Source organism: Gordonia sp. (in: high G+C Gram-positive bacteria) (genome assembly GCF_052106715.1).
In the GTDB taxonomy this organism is placed as follows: domain Bacteria; phylum Actinomycetota; class Actinomycetes; order Mycobacteriales; family Mycobacteriaceae; genus Gordonia.
Map to the genome: position 1 here is coordinate 111,997 of NZ_JBQEDL010000008.1, position 20,511 is coordinate 132,507.

The following is a 20,511-nucleotide window of genomic DNA, read 5'->3' on the forward strand; positions in this document are numbered from 1 at the left end:
TTACAGCGGGGCCGGCGCGCTTCCTCTTCCGAACGGGGACCCACCGAGGCTCTGCCGTCCGTGCGCGGTATGCCAGTTGGCGAGGTCCGGCCCCTTCGGGATGATGCCGGACGGGTTGATGTCGAGGTGGACCTCATAGTAATGGCTCTTGATGTGATCGAAGTTCGTGCAGTCGCCGAACCCCGGAGTCTGATAAAGGTCGCGAGCGTACGCCCACAGCACCGGCATCTCGGACAGCTTCTCGCGATTGCACTTGAAGTGCCCGTGGTAGACGGGGTCGAAGCGCGCAAGCGTCGTGTACAGGCGGACGTCGGCTTCGGTGATGGTGTCGCCGACGAGGTACCGCTGATTCTTGAGTCGCTCGCTGAGCCAGTCCAGGCGCGAGAACAGCTGATCGTAGGCCGCCTCGTAGGACTCCTGCGATCCGGCGAAGCCGCACCGGTAGACACCGTTGTTGACGTCCCGATAGACGTGTGCGTTCACCTCGTCGATCTCGGCGCGCAGGTCCTGCGGGTACAGGTCGGGCGCCCCGTCGCGGTGGAAATCGACCCACTCCTGCTCGAAGTCGAGAGTGATCTGCGGGAAGTCGTTGGTGATCACCGCCCCGGTCGGGACATCGACGATCGCGGGGACTGTGATGCCCTTGTCGTACCCCGGTATGCGAGCGAAGTACGCGTCCCGCAGGTGCGAGATGCCCAGGACCGGGTCGACCTCGCCCGGATCGAGATCGAACGTCCAGGATCGTTTGTCATGCGTCGGCCCACACACGCCCATGCTGATCGCGTCCTCCAAGCCGAGGAGGCGGCGGACGATGATGGTCCGATTGGCCCACGGGCACGCATAGGAGACGACGAGTCGGTACCGTCCCGCTTCGACGGGGAAACCGTCGGCGGCGTCGCGGGTGATTCGAGTCTCGATGTACCGGGTGTCCCGCTCGTACGGCTGATTCGCCTTCACGTACGTGTCGTGTTCACTCATGGATGCCTCTCCTCGTGATCGTCGGCTTCCGGTCCGGCTGCGGCCTCCGCTCGAGTGGCCCGAACACCGGGATGTCCGGAGAACGTCGTCATCCTCAGAATGCCTTACCCAGTTCGACGTCGACGTCGATCAGCCGCGCCCGCAGGGTCTCTGGCTTGTCGATCTCGTCGGCGACGAACCGGGCGATGACTCGTCGGATCTCGTCGTCCACCTGAGCCAGGTAACGGATGATCGAGCCGCGCATGTTGTACGACGCGACGTTGACGACGACGTCGCGGGGTTGCGGCGGTCTCACCTCGATGCGTAACTGAAGCGGCTCGGCGCAGCGCACCGTCAGCGGAAGCGTCACGACGCCGTCGACGTCGTACCTGATTCGGTCGACCTTCAGGTCGACCAGAAGAGCGATCCGCAACGGTAGGCGGACGGTGAAGGTGATCGAGTCACCGACCTGGCGCAGAATCTCCGGCTCGGCGATCTCCACGTCGGCGCGAACCTTCGCCACTCCCGCCGGACCCACGACGAGGGGCCCGACTTGGAACTGTTCGCCCGCGACGGCGGCAAACGCCGCCCCGACTCGTTCCTGGGTGACGGCGACTTCGAAGAAGCGTCTGCCGAACTCCTCGTACGTCAGGTAGCGACGTCCGTCGTCGGTCGTCGAGTCGACGGTCTCGTTGTCTGCCACGCATACATCCTGGCCTACAGACGTGCGAACGCCTAGCGCTCTCGAGGTTTCCGTGTCCGGCATGTCGACAGTGCGCGTGTCGGGGTCTGCAGCGGGCGTCATGAGTCGCCGCTCCACATCATCGGTGGCCTGCGTCGGGGATCCGCGGCGGACACGGAGTGCCGGGGAATGTCGCGAACTCGAAATGCCACCACTCGTTGTCGAACGAACGGCACAGCCCGTATCGGTTGCCGTTGCGCTGCAGCCACGCTGCTCCGGTGCGCGGACCGACGTCAATCGCCCGACCGGTGACATGCGTTGACTCGTTCGGAGGCAGCACCCACCGACGGGCCTGCGCGGCGCTTCCGTAGTCACCGAGCCCCTGCTGCCACAGTGCTCGCTGCTCGGCTCGCGTTCGTTTTCCCGACGTGATGTGCAGGGCTGTGCCCGCCCGCTGCGCGTCCCGGCTGGCGAGCGTGTAGGCGACGGCGAGTTCCGGGGTCAGGCCTCCGGTGCCGGCGGCCATCGGAATTCCGAGAACGCGGGCTGGCGGCGCGGCGGCCGCCTGACCCGTCCCGAACTGTCCTGCCCCGAATTGGCCCGTCCCGGCCAGGGCGGCGATCGACGAGACCACGGCTGCTGCGAGGATCACCCGGATGCGCATGGCCTGAGACTACTCGTTGGTGAGGACGATCAGCGCTCGTGTGGACCTCGTCATCGCAACGTATCGATCGACGGCTCCGGCGACACCGTCGCCGAACTGTCCAGGATCGACGAGGATTACGAGATCGAACTCGAGCCCCTTAGCCGTGCTCGGCGTCAATACCGCGATCCGGTCGCCCCCACCGAGTCGGGACCCGTCGAACTCGGGTGCGCCGATGACGCACACGGTGCCGTCGTAGTTCTCGCGCAACCAGTCGGTCACCGTCGCTTCGAGATCGGAGCCGTGCCCGTACGTGACGGGGGTCCCTCCGGTTCGGACGGAGCTCGGCACGTTCGCGTCGGGGAGTGCCTGGCGGATGACCGGTGCGGCCGCCGTCATGATCTCCTCCGGGGTGCGGTAGTTGACGGTGAGCGTGCACAGGCGCGCGTCGCCTGCACCGACGCGTCGAAGTCGCTGCGCCCAACTCTCGGTGAAGCCGTCTCGAGCCTGTGCTCGATCGCCGACGACTGTGAAGCTGCCGGACGGACAGCGGTCGACGAGCATCCGCCACTGGGCGTCCGTCAACTCCTGCGCCTCGTCGACGATGACGTGAGCGAACGGCCCGGCGAGTACGTCTGGCTCCGCACGTTCGGTACCCGCATCGTCGACGATCACGTCCTGGATGTCGTCGGCGCGCAGCATCGACACGAGAGCCTCGCCGTCGTCGGACCCGGCGATCAAATCGCTGACCACCGTGTCCATCGTCCGTCTGCGTTCGGCGGCCTCGGCGCGGTTGCGGGCTTCGCGGCGGGCCGCGGCGGAATCTCCGAGCCGTCTGCGCGCCGCATCGAGGATCGGCAGGTCGGCATCGGTCCATGCGTTCGCGTCCGAGCGTTGCAGGGCGGCGACCTGCTCGTCGGTCAGGTGCGGCGCGCACCGGCGGAGATAGGCTGGGACGGTCCACAGGTCGGAGACGAGATCGTCCGGCTCGAGGGTCGGCCACGTTCTGCCGAGCGCGGCGGCGAGATCACTGGACCGAGACAGTGCCGAGCGCATCTCGTCGTCCCCGTCGGCCACGACGTCCACGAGTGCCTCCCACACGTCGACGCGTGCTTCGTTATGCGGCACGCCGGGCTCGGCAGCTCCCACGGCATCGGCCCAGTCGGTGACGCTCACCCACACGTCGTCGAGGTCGGTCTCGACCCACGAACCCTTGCGCGGCGGCTCTTCGTAGAACTGCACGGCGGCTTCGACGGCGGATATCATCGCGACGGTCGACTTGAGCCCGGCGACTCGGCGGTCGCTCTCGGTGCCGGCCTCATCGCCTTCCGGAACCATGTCGGCGAGCGTGCAGGTGACGACGGCTTCTTCCCCGAGGCTGGGCAGAACGTCGGCGATGTAGGCCAGATACGGCCGGTGCGGCCCGACGACCAGGAGTCGACCTCGGCCGCCCTGCAATCGCGGATCGGCGTACGCCAGATATGCCGCTCGGTGCAGTGCGACGACAGTCTTTCCGGTGCCGGGTCCTCCATCGACGACCAGCGGACCGCGCGAGGACGCTCGGATCGCCGCGTCCTGGTCGGCTGCGATGGTCCCGAGCACGGACGTCATCGTCGAGGAGCGACTAGCAGCCAATCCGGCGAGGAACGACGACTGTGCGTCGAGTGCCCCCGCCGGTGCGTCACCGCCTGCCCCGAACCATTCATCCCAGTAGTCGACGACCACGCCCCGTGACCATCGGTAGTGGCGGCGACTCACCACGCCGCACGGGTCGGCGAGGGTCGCGGTGAAGAACGGTTCGGCATCTGCCGTGCGCCAGTCGACGAGAAGCGTTGAGCCGGCCGCATCGGTCAGACCGATGCGGCCGATGTACGTCGACCGTCCGTCGAGCCCCGTGATCCGTCCGAGGATCAGGTCGGTTCCGACATGGGACAGCCTGCGCAGCCGTCGCTCGAGGCGCCGCACCTCCAGATCTCGTTCCACGCCGCCTGCCCCGCGCAGGTCGGTAGCCTTCCGGACAGTGTCGAGGTCGGCCGTCGCGTCGGCGATCTGCTCGTCGACGCGGCGTCGGACGTCGGCGAACGCCGCCTCGTCGACACCGATCACATTCGGGTCGGCCTTGGCTGTCGATACGGCGGAGAGTTGAAAAACGGTGCTGGTCACAGGTCCCTTTCGCGAGCGAAGGCACCATTGTGCACCCGCTCCCGGCTCTTGCCGCAAGCCCCGGCTCCCGCGCTAGGATGAAAGGGGAAAGGCAGCACCGAGCCATCGCCTTTATCGCCGACGTAGGCCCGTAAGCTCCTCGAACCACCTACCGCTCGGGCGTCAACTCCTTGCGATACAGCGACTTTCCGGTCGCATCGCACAGGTCGACGGTCAGTGTCTTCGACGCAGCGGAGATCGTGACCTTTCCGAAGTGCTGGAAGCCTTCGGCCGGCGAGGTGTCGGCCGTCGTCGGTGCGTGGACGAACTCGTACTTCGCGCCGAACGTCGTGTCGAGCGGGCTCGCGGGGAAGGCGCCCGCATGCAGCGGTCCGGAGACGAACTCCCAGAACGGCGAGAAGTCGGAGTATGCGGCCCGGCTGGGTTCGTACGAGATCGCCGCGGTGTAGTGGACGTCGGCGGTCAAGTAGACGACTCCGGGCACGTCTTTGGTCTCCGAGAGTATCCGCGAGAAGGCGATCTCACGTCCGAGTGGAGCGGCGGGGTCGCCCTGCGCGGCAGCCTCCATCGACGGCCGCGCGCCGGGGCGGTCGGTATTCGTGTCGGGGACGACGATGCTCAGCGGCAGATCGTTCGCGACCACTTTCCACGTGGCCGTCGAGCGATTCAGACCGTCGATCAGCCACTGGGTCTGCTCGGCACCGAGAAGTCCGTCGGTGTTCGTCGTGTTCCACGCGTCCGGGTTCGGGTCCTTGTACGTGCGCATGTCGAGGACGAACACGTCCAGGAGCGGGCCGTACGGAACCTTTCGGTAGACGCGCCCGCGTTCGCCCGATTCGGTTGGCTGCCACTCGCTCCACGCCCGGCGGGCGCGTCCGGCGAGGACGTCGACGTTCATCTCGGTGTATCCGTCTCGGTCCTGCCCGGTGAGATCCTCCCCCGGGAACCAGTTGTTGAGCACCTCATGGTCGTCCCACGAGATGACCTGCGCGACCGAGGACGCGAAACGTCGGTAGTGCTCATCGGTCAGGTTGTAGGCGTAGTTGCCTCGGAACTCGTCCAGGGTCTGCGCGGGCCGGCTCTTGGCGTCGGCGGTGACGCTGCGATACGCCGATCCGTCGTTCTGCATCTTGGTCGCCTCGACCGGCCCGTCTGCGTAGATCGCATCGCCCGAATGCAGGAAGAAGTCGGGTCGCGCATCGGCGACGGCCCCGAAGATCGGCATGCCGCCGAGGTCGGGGTTGATCCCCCACCCTTGACCGACGACGTCGCCGGACCATGCGAACGTGATATCCGACGGCGCGGTCGGTGCGGTCACCAGAACACCGGTCAGCGGCTCCGAGCGGGCGCCGTCATCGCCTTCGAGGGTTACTCGATAGTGCACCCTCTGGCCGGGCTCGAGGCCGGCGACCCGGATGCGACCTGTGCCGTCGGACGCGGGGGTCAGGAGCGGGCCGCGGAACGTCTTCGCATTGGCGAACGATTCGGTGGCCGCAGTCTCCACAAGCATCCGAGCGGGTTCATCCGAGCGCGCCCACACCAGCGCACCGGTCGTCGTGATCTCGCCTGCGGCCACACCGTGTGTGAGGCTCGGCCGGTGTCGGCGCACCCCCGGCGTCGACTCACCTGAACTACAGCCCGCCAACGCGGTTCCGGCCGGGACGATAAGAGCGCCGACAGCTCCGGCGCGCAGCACGGTACGGCGGGATACGGCAGATATGGTGTGACTCGACATGCCCGTCAGCGTTCCCGCTGCAAGCTACCGTCAGCCCAACGTCGGGTGACGCCGAAGTGGCCTCACGTCGACGCGACGATGCGGACCTGGATGTTCTTCATCAACGGCTGGTCGCTCTGGGTGCTGTAATCGGCCGCTCCCACGAGTGCGTTCATCTCCGGCATGTAGCCGGCCGCCGCACCGACCGGGAGGTCGTAGGTGATTGCCCGATAATGGGTCAGCGACCGCTGGGTGCCGTCCTTCGACGTCGAGACGATGTCGACGAACGCCCCTTCGGTGAGCCCGCGGTCGCGCATGTCGTCGGCGTTCATGAATACGAGCTCACGCAAGTTCTTGATGCCCCGGTATCGGTCGTCACTCGAGTAGATCGTGGTGTTCCACTGGTCGTGTGACCGCATCGTCTGAAGGACGAGGACGTCCGCGTCGTCTGGGATCGCATTCGGCAACGGCGCGTGCGAGAACTCGGCTCGGCCGCTCGGCGTGTGGAAGATCCGCTCTCGCGCGGCCTGCGGGATCCGAAACCCCATCGGCTGCTTGACGAGATCGTTGAAGCCGTCGAAACCGGGCAGGACTCGTGACATCGAGTCCCGGATCCGGTCGTAGTCGGCGACGTAGCCCTCCCACGGGGTCGCACTGTCGGGCAGGGTCGCGCGGGCCATGCCGGACAGGATCGCCAGTTCCGAGCGCAGGTGTCGGGACGCCGGCTTCTTCTTGCCGACGGACAGCTGCACGTTACTCATGGCGTCCTCGCAGGACACACCTTGCGGCCCGCTCTCCTGCTCGTCGCGTTCGGTGCGCCCGAGACACGGCAGGATCAGAGCGCGGCGGCCGTGCGCGAGGTGGCTTCGGTTCAGCTTTGTGCTGACCTGGACCGTCAAGGCGCACTCTCGCAGTCCTTTCGCGGTGTACTTGGTGTCCGGTGCGGCGAGGACGAAGTTGCCGCCGAGTGCGACGAAGACCCGCACAGAGCCGTCGTTCATTCCTTGGATCGTCTTGACGGTGTCGAGTCCAGGGGTGCGCGGCGACACTATTGCACATTCGGCGTCGAGTGCCGCCAGGAAACTTTCGCTCGGGTTGTGGTCGATGCCGCATGTGCGGTTTCCCTGCACATTGCTGTGGCCGCGGATCGGCGACGGTCCTGCGCCCTCCCGACCGATGTTGCCCCGCAGCAGGAGAAGGTTGGTGAATTCTCGAACCGTGTCGACGCCGTGCTCGTGTTGCGTGACGCCGAGGCACCACGCGATGATGCTGCGCGGAGAATCGAGGTAGACCTGCGCGATCTCTCGGATCTGCTTCTCGGAGACACCGGCCTGCCTGGAGAGCTCGTCCCAGCTCGCCGCGCAGACGAGGGCCCGGTAGTCCTCGAACCCGTCGGTGAACCGCTCGAGGAAGTCGTGGTCGATGGCACCTCCGCGCGGGTCGGCGTCTTCGGCTTCGAACACCGCTTTGGCCATGCCGCGGATGAGGGCGAGGTCGCCACCCGGGCGCACCTGCACGTTCATGGTGCTGGTGTCCGAGGTTTGGAACGTGGCCATCTGCCCGACCTCGTGCGGAACGATCGTCCTGGTCGCCGCGGCCTCCGTCATCGGATTGATGTGGACGACCTGGGCTCCGCGTTTCACCGCGTGCGCGAGAGAGGTCAACATCCGAGGCGCGTTCGACGCCGCGTTCACGCCCAACACGAACAGCGCCGTGCACTCGTCCCAGTCCGCGAGCGAGACTGTTCCCTTCCCCGTGGCGATCGACGCGTTGAGCGCGCGGCCAGAAGCCTCGTGACACATGTTGGAGCAGTCCGGCACGTTGTTGGTCCCGAATTCACGCGCCCACAACTGGTAGAGAAAAGTCGCCTCGTTCGAGAGTCTGCCCGAGGTGTAGAACGCCGCCGCGTTCGGTGTGTCGAGCGCCCGCAGCTCGTCGCCGACCATCGCGAAAGCGTCGTCCCAGGTGACGGGCACGTATCGGTCCGTCGCTTCGTCGTAGCTCATCGGCTCGGTGAGCCTGCCCTGGTCCTCGAGGTCGTAGTCGTTCCACGTCGCGAGTTCGGTGACCGTGTGCGCCGCGAAGAACTCGCGGTCGACGCGCTTGTGCGTCATCTCCCACGTCACGTGCTTGATGCCGTTCTCGCAGATGTCGAGGGCGACGCCCTTGTCGTCCGGCCACGCGCAACCGGGACAGTCGAAACCGCGGACCGGGTGGTTCATCGTCAGCATCGTGGCCGAGCCCTTGAACAGCTCGCGCTCCTTGATGAGAACCTTCGCGACCGATCGTGCGGCGCCCCACGCCGCGGCCGGGTGATGATACGGCTTCGACGACCACGGCCTTGACGTTGCCGGGCCGAATCCGCCCTGTCGCGGAACGTCTGGCATCAGACCGGTGAACTCCGATACCGGGGTCGACGTCGTGCTCGGATTCTCGAGGTCGGTCATGTCAGGCCCTCACAGATTGTTCTAGCGGTTCCAGCGGATTGTCGATGCGGTGCGGGTGCGTATAGACGTTCATGGTCTGCCCGCGTAGGAAACCGACCAACGTCAGTCCGGAGTCGCGAGCGAGCTGTACGGCGAGCGACGACGGAGCCGACACCGCGGTCAATACCGGGATCCCAGCCATCACCGCCTTCTGCACGAGCTCGAAACTGGCTCGGCCGGACACCTGAAGCACGGTGCCGCGAAGCGGGAGACGATCTTCGAGCAGCGCCCATCCGATCACCTTGTCGACGGCGTTGTGGCGTCCGACGTCCTCGCGCAGGACGAGCAGTTCGCCGGTCTGCGCGTCGAACAGTCCGGCAGCGTGCAAGCCGCCGGTCTTGTCGAAGACCGCTTGAGCTGCCCGCAGCATCTCGGGAAGCTCCGCAACCTGCGCGGCGTCGACGACCGTGTCGTCACCGGTCAGCGCATATGTCGACACGGTGTGTACGGCGTCGATGCTGGCCTTTCCGCATACCCCGCACGAACTCGTCGCGTAGAACGATCGCGCATGCTCGCGGCCCGGTAGTCGCACATCCGGCGCAAGCGACACGTCCAGGACGTTGTAGGTGTTCTCCCCACCTCCGCCGCCCGGCCCACCGCAGTGGATCGCGCCGCGGAACTGTTCGCCGCGCGCGATGATCCCCTCGGACACGAGGAAACCCGCGGCGAGTTCGACGTCATGTCCGGGAGTGCGCATGGTGACGACCAACGGCTGTCCGGCGATGCGGACCTCCAACGGTTCCTCGACCGCGAGGACGTCGACACGATGAGCGCTGCTCTGCGCGACCGATACTTTGGTTATCGGCCAGCGCGCAGTAATCCGTCCCACACCCTCAGCCTAGCCCGCGCTGGGTCAATCGAGGTCGGCCGATCACGATCGATCGTCGGATCTCACCACCCGCATGTTCCGCGGCGTCAGTACGTAGCGGTCGCCTGCGCGGGGCAACGAACCGCCTCCGACCCGGAGAGCGGCGTCGATCGGCAGCTCCGCGTTCAATCCCGAGGCGATGCCGACCCGCACGACTCCCGCCTGCACCGAGACCGATGCAAGGGCATCGGGCTCAACCCGTGCGTCGAGTGCCGCCGCTGTTTCGAGTGCCGCCGCTGTTTCGACGACAACGTCCCGCGGAGCGACGATGCCGATCGCCGGATCACCCTCACGCAAGTCATCCTCGGGGACACCCCACAGGAGTGCGTTCTCGACCTCGAGCCCATCGGTGTGCCACCTCCCCCGAATCACGTTGAACCCGGCGAGCGATGCGGTGAACGAGCCGCGGGGGCGTACCGCGAGGTCGAACGGCGTACCCGTTTCGACGACGGTCCCGCGATTCAACACCAGGCAGGTGTCTGCCCACTGCCACGCATCGGACATCTCATGGGTCACCAGGACCGCGGTCGTCGCGGTGGCGGCGAGTTGGTCGGACAGCACCTGCCGGACGATGGGCGCGCTCTCGGCGTCGAGGGCAGCGAAGGGCTCGTCGAGAAGCAGGACCCGGGGCTGCGAGGCGAAGGCGCGAGCGATCGCCACTCGTTGCTGCTGACCACCTGACAACTCGTGTGGGCGGGCCTGCGCGCGGTCGGCCAGTCCGATCCGATCGAGCCATTCGGCAACGACCGATCGAACGTCCCGACGGTCCGCGCCCCGAGCCCGGAGTCCGAACCCGATGTTTCGTTCGATCGATAGGTGCGGGAACAGCCGTGCGCGTTGGTCGAGCAGCGCGATCCGCCTGGCTTCGGGAGGCAGTCGGATCCGGCCGGTCTCCTCGATCGTCTCTCCGTCTACGGTCACCGTTCCCGATTGCAGCCGCGCCAATCCCGCGAGCGCGGCCAGGACGGTCGACTTCCCCGATCCGTTGGGGCCCAGCAGTGCGACGCAGCCGCCCGCGTCGACGTCGAATCGCACAGCGACGTCGAACTCCGCGCGAGCTACGGCGACGTCGGCGCTCAGGCGGCCACCCCTCGGAGCAATGAGCTGGGGAGACGTTCTCGCCCGGGACTGCATCATCGGACCGCGTCCTCACGCCAGGAACGCAGACCGCACACGACGACCGCCGCACTGACCAACAGCAGCAGGGACAGCGCGACCGCGGAGTCCTGGGTGACACCGACCCCGTTGAATGCGGTGTAGATCGCCAGCGGCATGGTTCGGGTGACGCCGGGTGCGTTGCCCGCGAACAGCGCTGTCGCGCCGAACTCCCCCAATGCCCGCGCGAAGGCGAGGACCGTGCCCGCCACGAGTCCGGGCATCACCAGCGGCAGTGTGACGCGGGTCAGAACCCGCCATCGCCCGGCGCCCAGCGTCGACGCAATCTCCTCATGCGAGACACCCGACGTCCGTAATGCGCCCTCGACGGTGATGACGAAGAACGGCAGCGCGACGAAAGCTTGTGCGACGACGACTGCGACCGTCGTGTAGGGCAGGCTGTATCCGCTCCAGGCGAAGATCGGCCTGCCGATCAACCCCGACCGTCCGAGCAACGACAACAGAGCCAGGCCACCGACCATCGGCGGGAGGACGAGTGGGATCAGCACCATCGTGCGCATCACCGCCGCGCTACGACGACCGACCCGTCCGACAAGCAGCGCCATCGGCAGTCCGACGACGACGCACACGAGCGTCGCACACGCTGCCGTCGACATTGACAGCCCGAGTGCGGTCATCGAGGCCGACGAGAACAGATCCTCGCCGATGGTCTCCCACCGGACGCGGGAGACCAGCCCGACGATCGGCAACAGCAGGAGCGCGAAGCCGAGGACCGCGGGGACGTATAGCAGCCGGGGCAGCCTCACGCAGGACCGAATCCGTACTGTCGAAGGATCTTCTGGCCGGCTTCCGAGAGCACGAAGTCCCGGAACGCCTTCCCTGCCTCAGGCGAAGGCGCGTCATCGGGGACAGCGATCGGATACCGGTTGACCGCGTCCTCGGCGTTCGGCGGGGTGACGCCCTCGAGTTTGCCGTCGGAGGCCGCGACGTCGGTCGCGTACACCAGACCCGCATCGGCCTCGCCGTTCGCGACGCGCGTGACGACACTCGTCACGTTGGTCTCCTGACTGACCGGATCGACGTTCGCACCAGCCGTCTTCAACAACTTCTGCGACGCCGATCCGCAGGGGACCTCCGGAGCGCACAGCACCGTCGTGGTATCCGGCTTCGCGAGATCGGCGAGGGTCTTGATGTTCTTCGGGTTGCCCGGCGCGACCGCGATCTGAAGAGTGTTGGTCGCGAAGATGTCGCCTTTGCCGCTCAATCCGGCCTCGGTGACCGGCTCGAGACTCGACTCGTTCGCGAACGCTATGACGTCGACGTCGGCGCCTTCGACGATCTGCTTGGCGAGGGCCTGCGATCCGTCGTACACGATCGGCGCAACTCGGTAGTCGGGCTCGGCATCGGTGAATGCCTTGGCGAGATCGTCGAACGACCCCTGTAGGGACGCGGCAGCGAAGATCGTGATCTCACCGGACGAATCGTCGTCGTTCGAGCCGCCGCACGCTGTGAGCACGAGCGCAACCACAGCCATGAGCGCGGCGAACAGCCGGGCCGAGTCCCGCATACGACCCGCAGCACCGACTCCCCTCGGCTGAGTTCGCGTCATTTCAGTTCTGGTCATCTCAGTCTTCCGTATCGGACGGTGTCTCCAGGATCACCGTCGTCGCTTTGACGCTCGCGGTGGCGAGCGATCCCACTTCGAGCCCGAGCTCGCGTACCGCCTCCGTCGACATCAGTGAGACGACACGGTGTGGTCCGCATTGCATCTCGACCTGCGACATGACCGTGTCGCTCACGACACCCGTCACGATGCCGACGAATCGGTTACGTGCGCTCGACGCGCGATCGACGGGGTCGTCGTGCTCGGGTGCCGAGTCGGACAGGAAGCGAGCGAGAGCGGCACCGTCCACGACAGCGCGCCCAGCCGCGTCGGGGTGTGAATCGAGTCTGCCCGCATCGATCCAGCGGCGAAGTGTGTCGTCACTGACTCCCAGAAGCCGTGCAGCACGGCCGATCCGCAATTCAGTCACGATGAGGAGATTATCACCGCATATGCGGAACGCGGTTGTAACGGACTTCTTCGACACGCGTCCCGCCGCCGACAGTTCCGAGCATGGCGCCACCATCGGAATCAGCGCGGTGCGAATCGTCCGGCCGGTCTTTCTCCGAGACCGGGATAGCCTGGACACATGCCCATCTCTCCACTGGTGGAACCCGCGCCGTCGATCCGCGCCGACGAACGACTGCGGGCGTCGCGACAGATCCGTCTCCCAGAGATCGGCGACGCGGGCCAACGACGGCTGGCGAACGCGAGAGTCTGTGTGATCGGCGCGGGCGGCCTCGGCTCCCCCGTCCTGCGCTATCTGGCCGCCGCAGGCGGCGGTGTGATCGGCGGCGTCGGCGACGACGTCGTCGACACGTCCAACCTTCAACGTCAGATCGTCTTCGGCGCCGACGACGTCGGCCGACCGAAGGCCGCCGTCGCCGCCGAACGCGTCCGCGACCTTTCTCCGCGGACGGAGGTGATCGAGCATCGTCTACGCCTGACGAACGACAACGCTGCCGACCTGTTCGCACCGTACGACCTGGTTATCGACGGCAGTGACAGCTTCGACACCCGCTACGCCGTCGCCGATGCGTGTGCGTCCCTCGGCCGCCCTCTCGTATGGGGGTCCGTCCTTCGATTCGATGCCCAAGCCACGGTATTCTGGTCCGCGCCACCGGCGGGCGCCCCGATTACCCTGCGCGACGTGTTCCCCGCTCCGCCGCCTGCCGGCGAGGTGCCGAACTGCGCGGAGGCCGGCGTGCTCGGCGCACTGTGCGGTCAACTCGGCGGCATCCTCGTCACCGAGGCCGTCAAGCTGATCTGCGGTGTCGGCGACCCACTTCTGAACCGGATGCTGGTCCTCGACGCTCTCGGCTCCCGAGTCGACGAGGTGCCGATCGGCCCGGTCGCGACGGCCGCACAGATCGGACGCGTTCACGTCGACGACTCCGAGACGATCACGCGTGCAACACTGCTCGACGTTCGGAATCTCGACGAAGTCGCCAAAGGGGCACTGCCCGGCGCTCGGCATGTGCCACTCGACGACATGCTTGCCGACGCCGGCTCAGTTCCGGTCGGAGACGTCACCGTCGTCTACTGCCAACGCGGCCCGCGCTCTCGCGCCGCAGCGCAGGCTCTCGCTGCACATCATCCCGACACAGATATTCGCGTCCTGCTCGGCGGCTACGCCGCCTGGGCGGAAAGGAACACTTTGTGATCACCGTCGCCGAACACCGCGACCGCGTACTCGCGGAGACGACGCCCACTCCGGTTGTGACCGTGTGCCTCGCCGACGCCGCGGGACTCGTCCTCGCAGCCGACGTCGCGTCGCGTTGGCCCACCCCGCTGTTCGACAATTCGGGTATGGACGGATATGCGGTGCGCGCCGCCGACGCCGGGGAGGGCGCAGTTCTACGCGTCGTCGCCGACGTTCCCGCCGGGTCCGGAGCCGATCCGGCGATCGGCGTCGGCGAAGCCGCCCGCATCATGACGGGCGCACCGGTCCCGTCCGACGCCGACGCCGTCGTTCCGCTCGAGCACACAGATCTCGGCACCGTGATCACCGCCGAGGTTCCCGCCACGATCACGATCACACGAGCGCCGCGTGTCGGCGCCCATGTTCGTCGCGCAGGCGAGGACTCGGCCGCGGGTGTCGTCGCGGTCGCAGCGGGTCAGAACCTCGGACCATGGCAGTTGTCCTCGATCGCCTCTGCCGGTCACACCATGGTGCCGGTGCACCGCGCACCACGAGTCGCCGTGATCTCGACCGGATCAGAACTCATCGATCCCGCAGGCGAACCCGCACGCGGACAGATCCCCGAATCGAACTCGGTCCTTCTCGCCGCAGCGGTCCGCGCCGCTGGAGCCGACGTGGTGAGGGTCGTGACTGTCACCGACGACGAGACCGCGCTCAGGGCACTTCTCGACGACGTCGACGCCGACGCGGTCATCCTGTCCGGCGGCGCCAGCGTCGGCGCCTTCGACGTCGTCAAAGCCGTCCTCGACGGCACCGGAACCGTCACGTTCGGACCGGTCGCGATGCAGCCGGGCAAGCCACAGGGGTTCGGGACCGACGCGTCCGGGCGACTCGTGTTCGGACTGCCCGGCAACCCGGTCAGCGTCGCTGCGACGTTCGAAGCGTTCGTCCGGCCCGCGCTGCTCGCGATGGCCGGCCGGAGCGACATCGACCGGCCGCGCGTGACCCGGACCGCGGCGACCGGATGGCGCTGCCCCGCCGGGCGCACACAGTTCCTACCGGCCGTGCTCGATGGCGACACGATCCGCCCGGCGACGGCCGGCGGCAGCGGTTCGCACCTGGTGACCTCACTCGCGCTCGCACACGCGCTCGCCGTCGTACCCGCCGAGACCGATCAGGTGAACGAAGGCGACGCCGTCGAGGTCATGGTGCTCTCGTGAGTGCAGATCAGCCGTTCACCCACCTCGACAGCAGGGGCGCGGCTCGCATGGTCGACGTCACCGAGAAGACGCCGACGGTGCGCACCGCTACGGCGACCGGTTTCGTGCGGTGCGGCGCGGAGATCGTCGCGGCGCTGCGTGACGGGACCGCGCCCAAAGGCGACGTCCTCGCCGTCGCACGTATCGCCGGCATCGCCGCCGCCAAACGCACCCCAGAACTTCTTCCCTTGGCCCACGTCATCGGCGTGCACGGCGCGGTCGTCGAGCTCGATATCACCGACGACGGCGTCACGATCGAGGCCACCGTCCGGACCGCCGACCGGACGGGCGTGGAGATGGAAGCGCTCACCGCGGTGTCGGTCGCCGGACTGTCGGTTGTCGACATGGTGAAAGGCCTGGACAAGTCCGTAACCATTGAGCAGATCAAACTCATCCGTAAGACCGGAGGCAAGAGTGGAGACTGGGTGCGATGACTGCTCCCGACTACGTCGCGGTACTCCCGACTCCCGCCTCGCACACCCATCCGCACCGCTCGAAGGACAGTCACAGATGACCGAGAGAGCTCTACCGAATCTGGACAGTTGGATCGCCGACCTCACGCCTGCGCTGGGGCTCACCGACGTCGACGTGCCACTGCGCACACTCCTCGACTTGACGCGCGATGTCGCGCACAACGTCGCCCGTCCCGCCGGGCCGATCACGACCTACCTGGTGGGTCTCGCCGTGGCCGACGGAATGTCCGTCGACGAGGCGCACACCGTCGTCACTCGTCTGGTCCAGGAGCGCGCCGAATGAAGATTCGCTACTTCGCCGGTGCGGCCGACGCCGCCGGGCGCCGCGACCAGGACGTCGCCGGTCCACTGCCCCTGACAGCACTCCGCACTGCGCTCGCCGACGAGCACGGGCCCGAGTTCGCCGCCGTGCTGGGCCGCTGCTCACTGATGGTCGACGGTGCCCGCGCCGACGACGATGTCGTCGCCGCCGACTCCGCGACCGTCGACGTCCTCCCCCCGTTCGCCGGGGGCTGAGCGGACTCATCCCCCGATGGCCGACATCGGACGATCGGGCTGCAGGAAGTCAGGTCCGTCGATTCCGTGCGCCGCCCGCTTCTCGCCGATGGACCGCCGGACCATCGCGGCGAGATCGGCGTCCGAGCCGCCCGACCGCAACAGCCCGAGGAGGTCGGACTCGTCGTGCGCGAACAGGCAGTTGCGCAGTTGTCCGTCTGCGGTGATCCGGACGCGGTCGCACGACCCGCAGAACGGGGCCGTCACGGAAGCGATCACCCCGACGGTCGTCGAGCCGCCGTCGACTCGGAACACTTCCGCGGGATCGGAGCCGCGCTCCCCGACCGGCTCGAGGGTGAACTCCTCGGACAGCCGGTCCAGGATCTCCTGGCCGTCGACCATCTCTACCCGCGACCAGGTGTGTCCGGCATCCAACGGCATCTGCTCGATGAACCGCAACTGCGCATCGTGCTCGCGCGCGAATCTCACCAGGTCGACGAACTCGTCGTCGTTGACGCCGCGCATCGCGACCGTGTTCAGTTTCAGCGGGCGCAGATCGGACCGCTGCACTGCACGGATCCCTTCGAGTACGTCGTCGAGGCGATCGCGTCGGGTCAACGCGTGAAATCGCTCGGGGTTCAGCGTGTCGATGCTGATGTTGACGCGTTCCAGACCGGCCTCGACGAGGTTGTCCGTCACCGCGGCCAGCCCGAGCGCGTTCGTCGTCATCGACACCCGCATCCGGCCCTCGCCCGTCCGTAGGGCCGCGAGGCGTCGCACCACGCTCACCGCGTCCGGACGCAGCAGCGGCTCGCCGCCGGTCAGCCGCACCTCGTTGATACCCAATCCCGCGAGCACGCGGCCCACCCGCTCGATCTCATCGGTGGTCAACAGATTCTGCTTCGCGATCCACGGCACGCCCTCGGCGGGCATGCAGTACGTGCACCTCAGATTGCATTTGTCGGTCAAGGAGATCCGCAGGTCACGATGCACACGACCGAATCGGTCTACGAGCCGTTCACTCATGTCAGCCCTCCCAACCCGACCCACGCCGACGTGCCGTCGGACTCGACCTGCTTCTTCCACACGGGCAATTCCGCTTTGACGCGCTCGACCAGCTCCCGGTTCACCTCGTACGCCTGGGCCCGGTGCACCGACGACACCGCGCAGACGATCGCCACACCGCCGACGTCCAGGTCGCCGACGCGATGACTCACCGCGATCCGGACGTCCGGCGTGTCGACCGATTCGGCGATCCGCGCCAGGATCCCGTCCGCATCGGGGTGTGCACTGTACTCGAGCAGGACGACGGCGCCTGCGGCATCGGGGTCGTTGTCGCGGACAGTTCCCACGAACAGTGCGGTGGCCCCGACGCTCGGGGAGGCGACAGCATCCAGGTGTGCGCCAACGTCCAGCGGCTCGTCGTTCAACGACGCGGACACGATCATTCGTGGTCACCTCCGTCCAGCTGAGACACGACGTGATCGGCGATCTGCAGGATCACCGGTACGCCGTCACGGACCGCACCCGTCGAGCCTGCCAGGTTCACCACCAGAGATCGTCCCGCGACGCCTGCGACCCCCCGCGAAAGCATGGCCTGGGGGAGACTCGCCGCACCGACTGCTCGCACCGCGTCTGCGATCCCCGGCAGTTCACGATCCAAGAGCGGCGAGGTGGCCTCGGGTGTCACATCGCGGGCTGCGATGCCGGTGCCCCCGGTCGTCACCACCAGGCGAGAGCCCGCGTCGACGGCGGCACGGATCGCTCCCGCGATGTCGGTGACCTCGTCGGGCACCACCGTCACATCCGCATCCCAACCCGCACCCGCCAACTGCTCGACGACCAGCGGACCGGATCGGTCAACCGCGGCACCTGCCGAACACCGATCCGACACGGTGATCACGGTCGCAGTCTTGAGACGTTGTGGGGCTGGACGGGACATGACTCCAGTGTCCCACGCTCGTGCACCACGGAGTACGAGCAGGACGAGGCACGGACGGACAGCCTTTGGGGCCGGGCAGAGGATGACGACGACCGAGTCGCCAGCCGAGCACAATCGATGAATTGTCCGTGTCGCACGCCCCCGTTCGGACACCGACAGCAGTGTTTACTTGCTCTATGACGTCCCGCATGCGCGCCATCACGCCGCTTCTGGCCGTACTCTTCGCCGTCCTCGCGCTGACGTCGGCGTGCGCTGGCGGGTCAACGGATTCGGATGTGATCAGGTTCGGCACCGAAGGGACCTACAGTCCGTTCAGCTACCACGATCAGAGCACCGGCGAACTCGTCGGCTACGACGTCGACGTGGCGAACGCCGTCGCCGACAAACTCGGCAAGCGCGCCGAGTTCGTCGAGGCGCCGTGGGACTCGATCTTCGCCGCACTCGGCGCGGGCCGGTTCGACGTGGTCGCGAACCAGGTCACCGCCACACCGGAGCGAGAAGCCGAGTATTCGATGTCGAGCCCGTACGCGGTCGGCGAAGGCGTGATCGTCACGCGGGCTGACGACGACACGATCACGTCCCTCGACGATCTCGCTGGCCGAACCACCGCACAAACGGCTACCGCCAACTGGACCGACGTCGCCCGCGAGGCCGGCGCCCGAGTCCAGACCGTCGAAGGCTTCACCCAGGCGATCACCCTGCTGAAGCAAGGCCGCGTCGACGCAACAGTCAACGACAGCATCGCGGTGTACGCCTATCTCGCCGAGACCGGCGACGAGTCCGTCAAGATCGCCGGGAACACCGGGAGCAAGAGCGAACAGGCGTTCGCGTTGCGCAAGGACGACCCGCTCGTCGACGATCTCGACGGCGCGATCGACGAGTTGCGCGCCGACGGGACGTTGACCGAGATCTCGAAGAAGTATCTCGAGGCCGACGCCAGCGGTGCGAGTGCGACCCCGGCGCAGCCTCGGTCGACATGGCAACTCGTGAGCGACAATCTGTGGCCGATGGCGAAGGCGACCGTCACGACGACGATCCCGCTCGCTGCGATCAGCTTCGCAGTCGGTCTGGCGATCGCCGTCGTCGTGGCATTGGCCCGCATCAGCGACAAACGACTGGCGGCGTGGGCCGCTCGGGCCTACATCTCAGTGGTCCGCGGAACGCCGCTGCTGGTGCAGTTGTTCATCATCTTCTATGCACTGCCCGAGCTAGGGCTCAAGGTGCCGCCGTTCCCGGCTGCCGTCGTCGCATTCTCGCTGAACGTCGGCGGTTACGCGGCCGAGGTCATCCGCGGCGCGATCATGTCGGTTCCAAAAGGCCAGACCGAGGCCGCCCTCACCATCGGGATGAACTACCGGACGACGATGCGGTCGATTGTGTTGCCGCAGGCCGCCCGCATCGCGGTGCCCGGCTTGTCGAACACGTTGATCTCATTGGTCAAGGACACATCGCTCGCCTCGACGATCCTGGTGACCGAGCTACTGCGGGTCGCTCAGATCGCCGCGGCGCCGACCTTCGAGTTCCTGGCGCTGTATGTGACCGCCGCCGTCTACTACTGGGTGATCTGTCTGGTGCTGTCGACGCTGCAGGGCCCGTTGGAGACGCGGCTCGGTCGGTTCGTCGCGACGTGACCCGCTCAGTGTCTGGCGTTCGATGTGGAAATAGTCGGCGATCCCGACGCCTGCGGCGAGGGCCGCGACGAGTCCAGCGAAGATCAGTCCCGCATCGCGTAGTCCGAGCGAGTTCGCGAGGACGCCGACGCCGATCGCAGGGAACGCCAGCATCACATAGATCACTGTGAAGAACGCCGACGAGACGCCGCCCCGGAACGCCATCGGAACCAGTTCCACCGTCGTCGCCAACGCGACGTTCATGGACACACCGCAGGACACACCCACACAGACGGCCGACACGATCAACGGCGCGAGGGCAGGCCCGGCCAGCGCCCACGCCAGGAACCCGGATGCGACGACCATTCCGAGGCAGGCCGCAGGCAGGGCCGCCCGCTGGGCGATCCGTCGGGCCAGCAGTTGCCCGGACGCGACCGATGCGAACACCACGAACACGACGAAGCCCGTCAGCCAGTGTGCGTGCAGATCGAGGTCGTTCGCGAGAAAGAGACCCGTCACCGCGGTGAGGACACCGCTAGAGGCGAAGCCCGCACCCGCGGCGAGGGCCCCGCGAGCGAACGCCCCGCGGATCTCGGCGGGCACTCGCAGGCGCTGGACCCGTGGCCGCCATCCGCGCCGCGGACCGGGAGCCTGTCCGTACCTCTGCACGCCGAGGAGTGCGAGCCCGGCCAGCACGAGGTGCGCTGCGAACGGTACGACGAGCGGCGACGAACTGACGTCTGCGATCACACCGCCCATCACGTTGCCGATCCCGAGGCCGCCCGAGTTGACGGCGACAGCCAACGCGCCTGCGCCCGCACGCCGCTCGGTCGGGAACAGGTCGACGATCGCCGCGGT

At 67.2% G+C, this 20,511-nt stretch carries 20 protein-coding genes and 1 pseudogene; 6 read left to right on the forward strand and 15 right to left on the reverse strand.

The features are described from left to right. From ACTIMF_RS06235 to ACTIMF_RS06285, 11 genes are all read right to left on the reverse strand, one after another. Positions 1-978: a glutathione S-transferase family protein gene (locus tag ACTIMF_RS06235; protein ID WP_442349415.1), complete on the reverse strand. Its 978-nt coding sequence runs from the start codon at positions 976-978 to the stop codon at positions 1-3. 94 nt (positions 979-1,072) lie between these two features. Next, positions 1,073-1,660: a hypothetical protein gene (locus tag ACTIMF_RS06240; RefSeq protein WP_442349416.1), complete on the reverse strand. Its 588-nt coding sequence runs from the start codon at positions 1,658-1,660 to the stop codon at positions 1,073-1,075. A gap of 118 nt (positions 1,661-1,778) precedes the next feature. Next, a complete protein-coding gene (locus ACTIMF_RS06245) occupies positions 1,779-2,303 on the reverse strand; it encodes a M15 family metallopeptidase (RefSeq protein ID WP_442349417.1) in 525 nt (174 codons plus the stop codon). Positions 2,304-2,312: 9 nt separating this feature from the next. Next, the gene (gene helR / locus ACTIMF_RS06250; RefSeq protein WP_442349418.1) at positions 2,313-4,445 is read right to left on the reverse strand and encodes an RNA polymerase recycling motor ATPase HelR; all 2,133 of its coding nucleotides are present in this window, start codon (positions 4,443-4,445) and stop codon (positions 2,313-2,315) included. Positions 4,446-4,593: 148 nt separating this feature from the next. Then, a complete protein-coding gene (locus ACTIMF_RS06255) occupies positions 4,594-6,180 on the reverse strand; it encodes an alkaline phosphatase D family protein (protein ID WP_442349419.1) in 1,587 nt (528 codons plus the stop codon). 62 nt (positions 6,181-6,242) lie between these two features. Next, a complete protein-coding gene (locus ACTIMF_RS06260; RefSeq protein ID WP_442349436.1) occupies positions 6,243-8,546 on the reverse strand; it encodes an FdhF/YdeP family oxidoreductase in 2,304 nt (767 codons plus the stop codon). Positions 8,547-8,607: 61 nt separating this feature from the next. Further along, positions 8,608-9,474: a formate dehydrogenase accessory sulfurtransferase FdhD gene (gene fdhD / locus ACTIMF_RS06265; RefSeq protein WP_442349420.1), complete on the reverse strand. Its 867-nt coding sequence runs from the start codon at positions 9,472-9,474 to the stop codon at positions 8,608-8,610. A 42-nt stretch (positions 9,475-9,516) separates the two neighbouring features. After that, positions 9,517-10,650: a sulfate/molybdate ABC transporter ATP-binding protein gene (locus ACTIMF_RS06270; RefSeq protein WP_442349421.1), complete on the reverse strand. Its 1,134-nt coding sequence runs from the start codon at positions 10,648-10,650 to the stop codon at positions 9,517-9,519. Then, the gene (gene modB / locus ACTIMF_RS06275) at positions 10,647-11,435 is read right to left on the reverse strand and encodes a molybdate ABC transporter permease subunit (protein WP_442349422.1); all 789 of its coding nucleotides are present in this window, start codon (positions 11,433-11,435) and stop codon (positions 10,647-10,649) included. Before modB ends, ACTIMF_RS06270 begins: the two co-directional genes overlap by 4 nt. Further along, positions 11,432-12,253: a molybdate ABC transporter substrate-binding protein gene (gene modA, locus ACTIMF_RS06280; protein ID WP_442349423.1), complete on the reverse strand. Its 822-nt coding sequence runs from the start codon at positions 12,251-12,253 to the stop codon at positions 11,432-11,434. The genes modB and modA overlap by 4 nt, the downstream gene beginning before the upstream one ends. Before the next feature lies 1 nt (position 12,254). Continuing rightward, on the reverse strand, positions 12,255-12,662 hold the full coding sequence (locus ACTIMF_RS06285) for a TOBE domain-containing protein (RefSeq protein ID WP_442349424.1): 408 nt from the start codon (positions 12,660-12,662) through the stop codon (positions 12,255-12,257). 159 nt (positions 12,663-12,821) lie between these two features. Between ACTIMF_RS06285 and ACTIMF_RS06290 the strand changes: the two genes are divergently transcribed. The 5 genes from ACTIMF_RS06290 to ACTIMF_RS06310 all read left to right on the forward strand — a co-directional run bounded on the left by ACTIMF_RS06290 (position 12,822) and on the right by ACTIMF_RS06310 (position 16,122). After that, positions 12,822-13,895 (forward strand): ThiF family adenylyltransferase, encoded by a 1,074-nt coding sequence (locus ACTIMF_RS06290; RefSeq protein WP_442349425.1) that lies wholly within the window; start codon positions 12,822-12,824, stop codon positions 13,893-13,895. Then, the gene (locus ACTIMF_RS06295) at positions 13,892-15,094 is read left to right on the forward strand and encodes a molybdopterin molybdotransferase MoeA (protein WP_442349426.1); all 1,203 of its coding nucleotides are present in this window, start codon (positions 13,892-13,894) and stop codon (positions 15,092-15,094) included. Before ACTIMF_RS06290 ends, ACTIMF_RS06295 begins: the two co-directional genes overlap by 4 nt. Beyond that, a complete protein-coding gene (gene moaC, locus ACTIMF_RS06300) occupies positions 15,091-15,567 on the forward strand; it encodes a cyclic pyranopterin monophosphate synthase MoaC (protein WP_442349427.1) in 477 nt (158 codons plus the stop codon). The genes ACTIMF_RS06295 and moaC overlap by 4 nt, the downstream gene beginning before the upstream one ends. A 76-nt stretch (positions 15,568-15,643) precedes the next feature. Further along, a complete protein-coding gene (locus tag ACTIMF_RS06305) occupies positions 15,644-15,889 on the forward strand; it encodes a DUF6457 domain-containing protein (protein ID WP_442349428.1) in 246 nt (81 codons plus the stop codon). Continuing rightward, a complete protein-coding gene (locus ACTIMF_RS06310) occupies positions 15,886-16,122 on the forward strand; it encodes a MoaD/ThiS family protein (protein ID WP_442349429.1) in 237 nt (78 codons plus the stop codon). Before ACTIMF_RS06305 ends, ACTIMF_RS06310 begins: the two co-directional genes overlap by 4 nt. A gap of 6 nt (positions 16,123-16,128) precedes the next feature. Here the strand turns inward: ACTIMF_RS06310 and moaA are convergent, their stop codons facing one another. The 3 genes from moaA to ACTIMF_RS06325 are packed head-to-tail and all read right to left on the reverse strand — an operon-like array spanning position 16,129 to position 18,043. Then, positions 16,129-17,127, reverse strand: a complete 999-nt coding sequence (gene moaA, locus ACTIMF_RS06315) for a GTP 3',8-cyclase MoaA (RefSeq protein ID WP_442349430.1) — start codon at positions 17,125-17,127, stop codon at positions 16,129-16,131. Then, on the reverse strand, positions 17,124-17,549 hold the full coding sequence (locus tag ACTIMF_RS06320) for a molybdenum cofactor biosynthesis protein MoaE (RefSeq protein WP_442349431.1): 426 nt from the start codon (positions 17,547-17,549) through the stop codon (positions 17,124-17,126). The genes moaA and ACTIMF_RS06320 overlap by 4 nt, the downstream gene beginning before the upstream one ends. Further along, on the reverse strand, positions 17,546-18,043 hold the full coding sequence (locus ACTIMF_RS06325) for a MogA/MoaB family molybdenum cofactor biosynthesis protein (RefSeq protein ID WP_442349432.1): 498 nt from the start codon (positions 18,041-18,043) through the stop codon (positions 17,546-17,548). Before ACTIMF_RS06325 ends, ACTIMF_RS06320 begins: the two co-directional genes overlap by 4 nt. A 188-nt stretch (positions 18,044-18,231) precedes the next feature. On the opposite strand from ACTIMF_RS06325, the gene ACTIMF_RS06330 reads away from it, so the two are divergent. Beyond that, positions 18,232-19,674, forward strand: coding sequence for an ABC transporter substrate-binding protein/permease (locus ACTIMF_RS06330; RefSeq protein ID WP_442349437.1), 1,443 nt, complete (start codon positions 18,232-18,234; stop codon positions 19,672-19,674). A 156-nt stretch (positions 19,675-19,830) separates the two neighbouring features. Here the strand turns inward: ACTIMF_RS06330 and ACTIMF_RS06335 are convergent. Continuing rightward, positions 19,831-20,502 (reverse strand): annotated as a pseudogene (locus ACTIMF_RS06335) (MFS transporter); the annotation flags it as partial. Positions 20,503-20,511: the final 9 nt, after the last annotated feature.

Excerpts from the sequence above, each read along its gene's own strand:
- ACTIMF_RS06310 (WP_442349429.1), top strand. The coding sequence starts at position 15,886 with ATGAAGATTCGCTACTTCGCCGGTGCGGCCGACGCCGCCGGGCGCCGC.
- ACTIMF_RS06245 (WP_442349417.1), bottom strand. The coding sequence starts at position 2,303 with ATGCGCATCCGGGTGATCCTCGCAGCAGCCGTGGTCTCGTCGATCGCC.
- ACTIMF_RS06330 (WP_442349437.1), top strand. The coding sequence starts at position 18,232 with ATGCGCGCCATCACGCCGCTTCTGGCCGTACTCTTCGCCGTCCTCGCG.
- modA (WP_442349423.1), bottom strand. The coding sequence starts at position 12,253 with ATGACCAGAACTGAAATGACGCGAACTCAGCCGAGGGGAGTCGGTGCT.
- ACTIMF_RS06305 (WP_442349428.1), top strand. The coding sequence starts at position 15,644 with ATGACCGAGAGAGCTCTACCGAATCTGGACAGTTGGATCGCCGACCTC.
- ACTIMF_RS06320 (WP_442349431.1), bottom strand. The coding sequence starts at position 17,549 with ATGATCGTGTCCGCGTCGTTGAACGACGAGCCGCTGGACGTTGGCGCA.
- ACTIMF_RS06325 (WP_442349432.1), bottom strand. The coding sequence starts at position 18,043 with ATGTCCCGTCCAGCCCCACAACGTCTCAAGACTGCGACCGTGATCACC.
- ACTIMF_RS06270 (WP_442349421.1), bottom strand. The coding sequence starts at position 10,650 with ATGATGCAGTCCCGGGCGAGAACGTCTCCCCAGCTCATTGCTCCGAGG.
- ACTIMF_RS06260 (WP_442349436.1), bottom strand. The coding sequence starts at position 8,546 with ATGCCAGACGTTCCGCGACAGGGCGGATTCGGCCCGGCAACGTCAAGG.
- ACTIMF_RS06255 (WP_442349419.1), bottom strand. The coding sequence starts at position 6,180 with ATGTCGAGTCACACCATATCTGCCGTATCCCGCCGTACCGTGCTGCGC.
- moaA (WP_442349430.1), bottom strand. The coding sequence starts at position 17,127 with ATGAGTGAACGGCTCGTAGACCGATTCGGTCGTGTGCATCGTGACCTG.
- ACTIMF_RS06235 (WP_442349415.1), bottom strand. The coding sequence starts at position 978 with ATGAGTGAACACGACACGTACGTGAAGGCGAATCAGCCGTACGAGCGG.
- ACTIMF_RS06290 (WP_442349425.1), top strand. The coding sequence starts at position 12,822 with ATGCCCATCTCTCCACTGGTGGAACCCGCGCCGTCGATCCGCGCCGAC.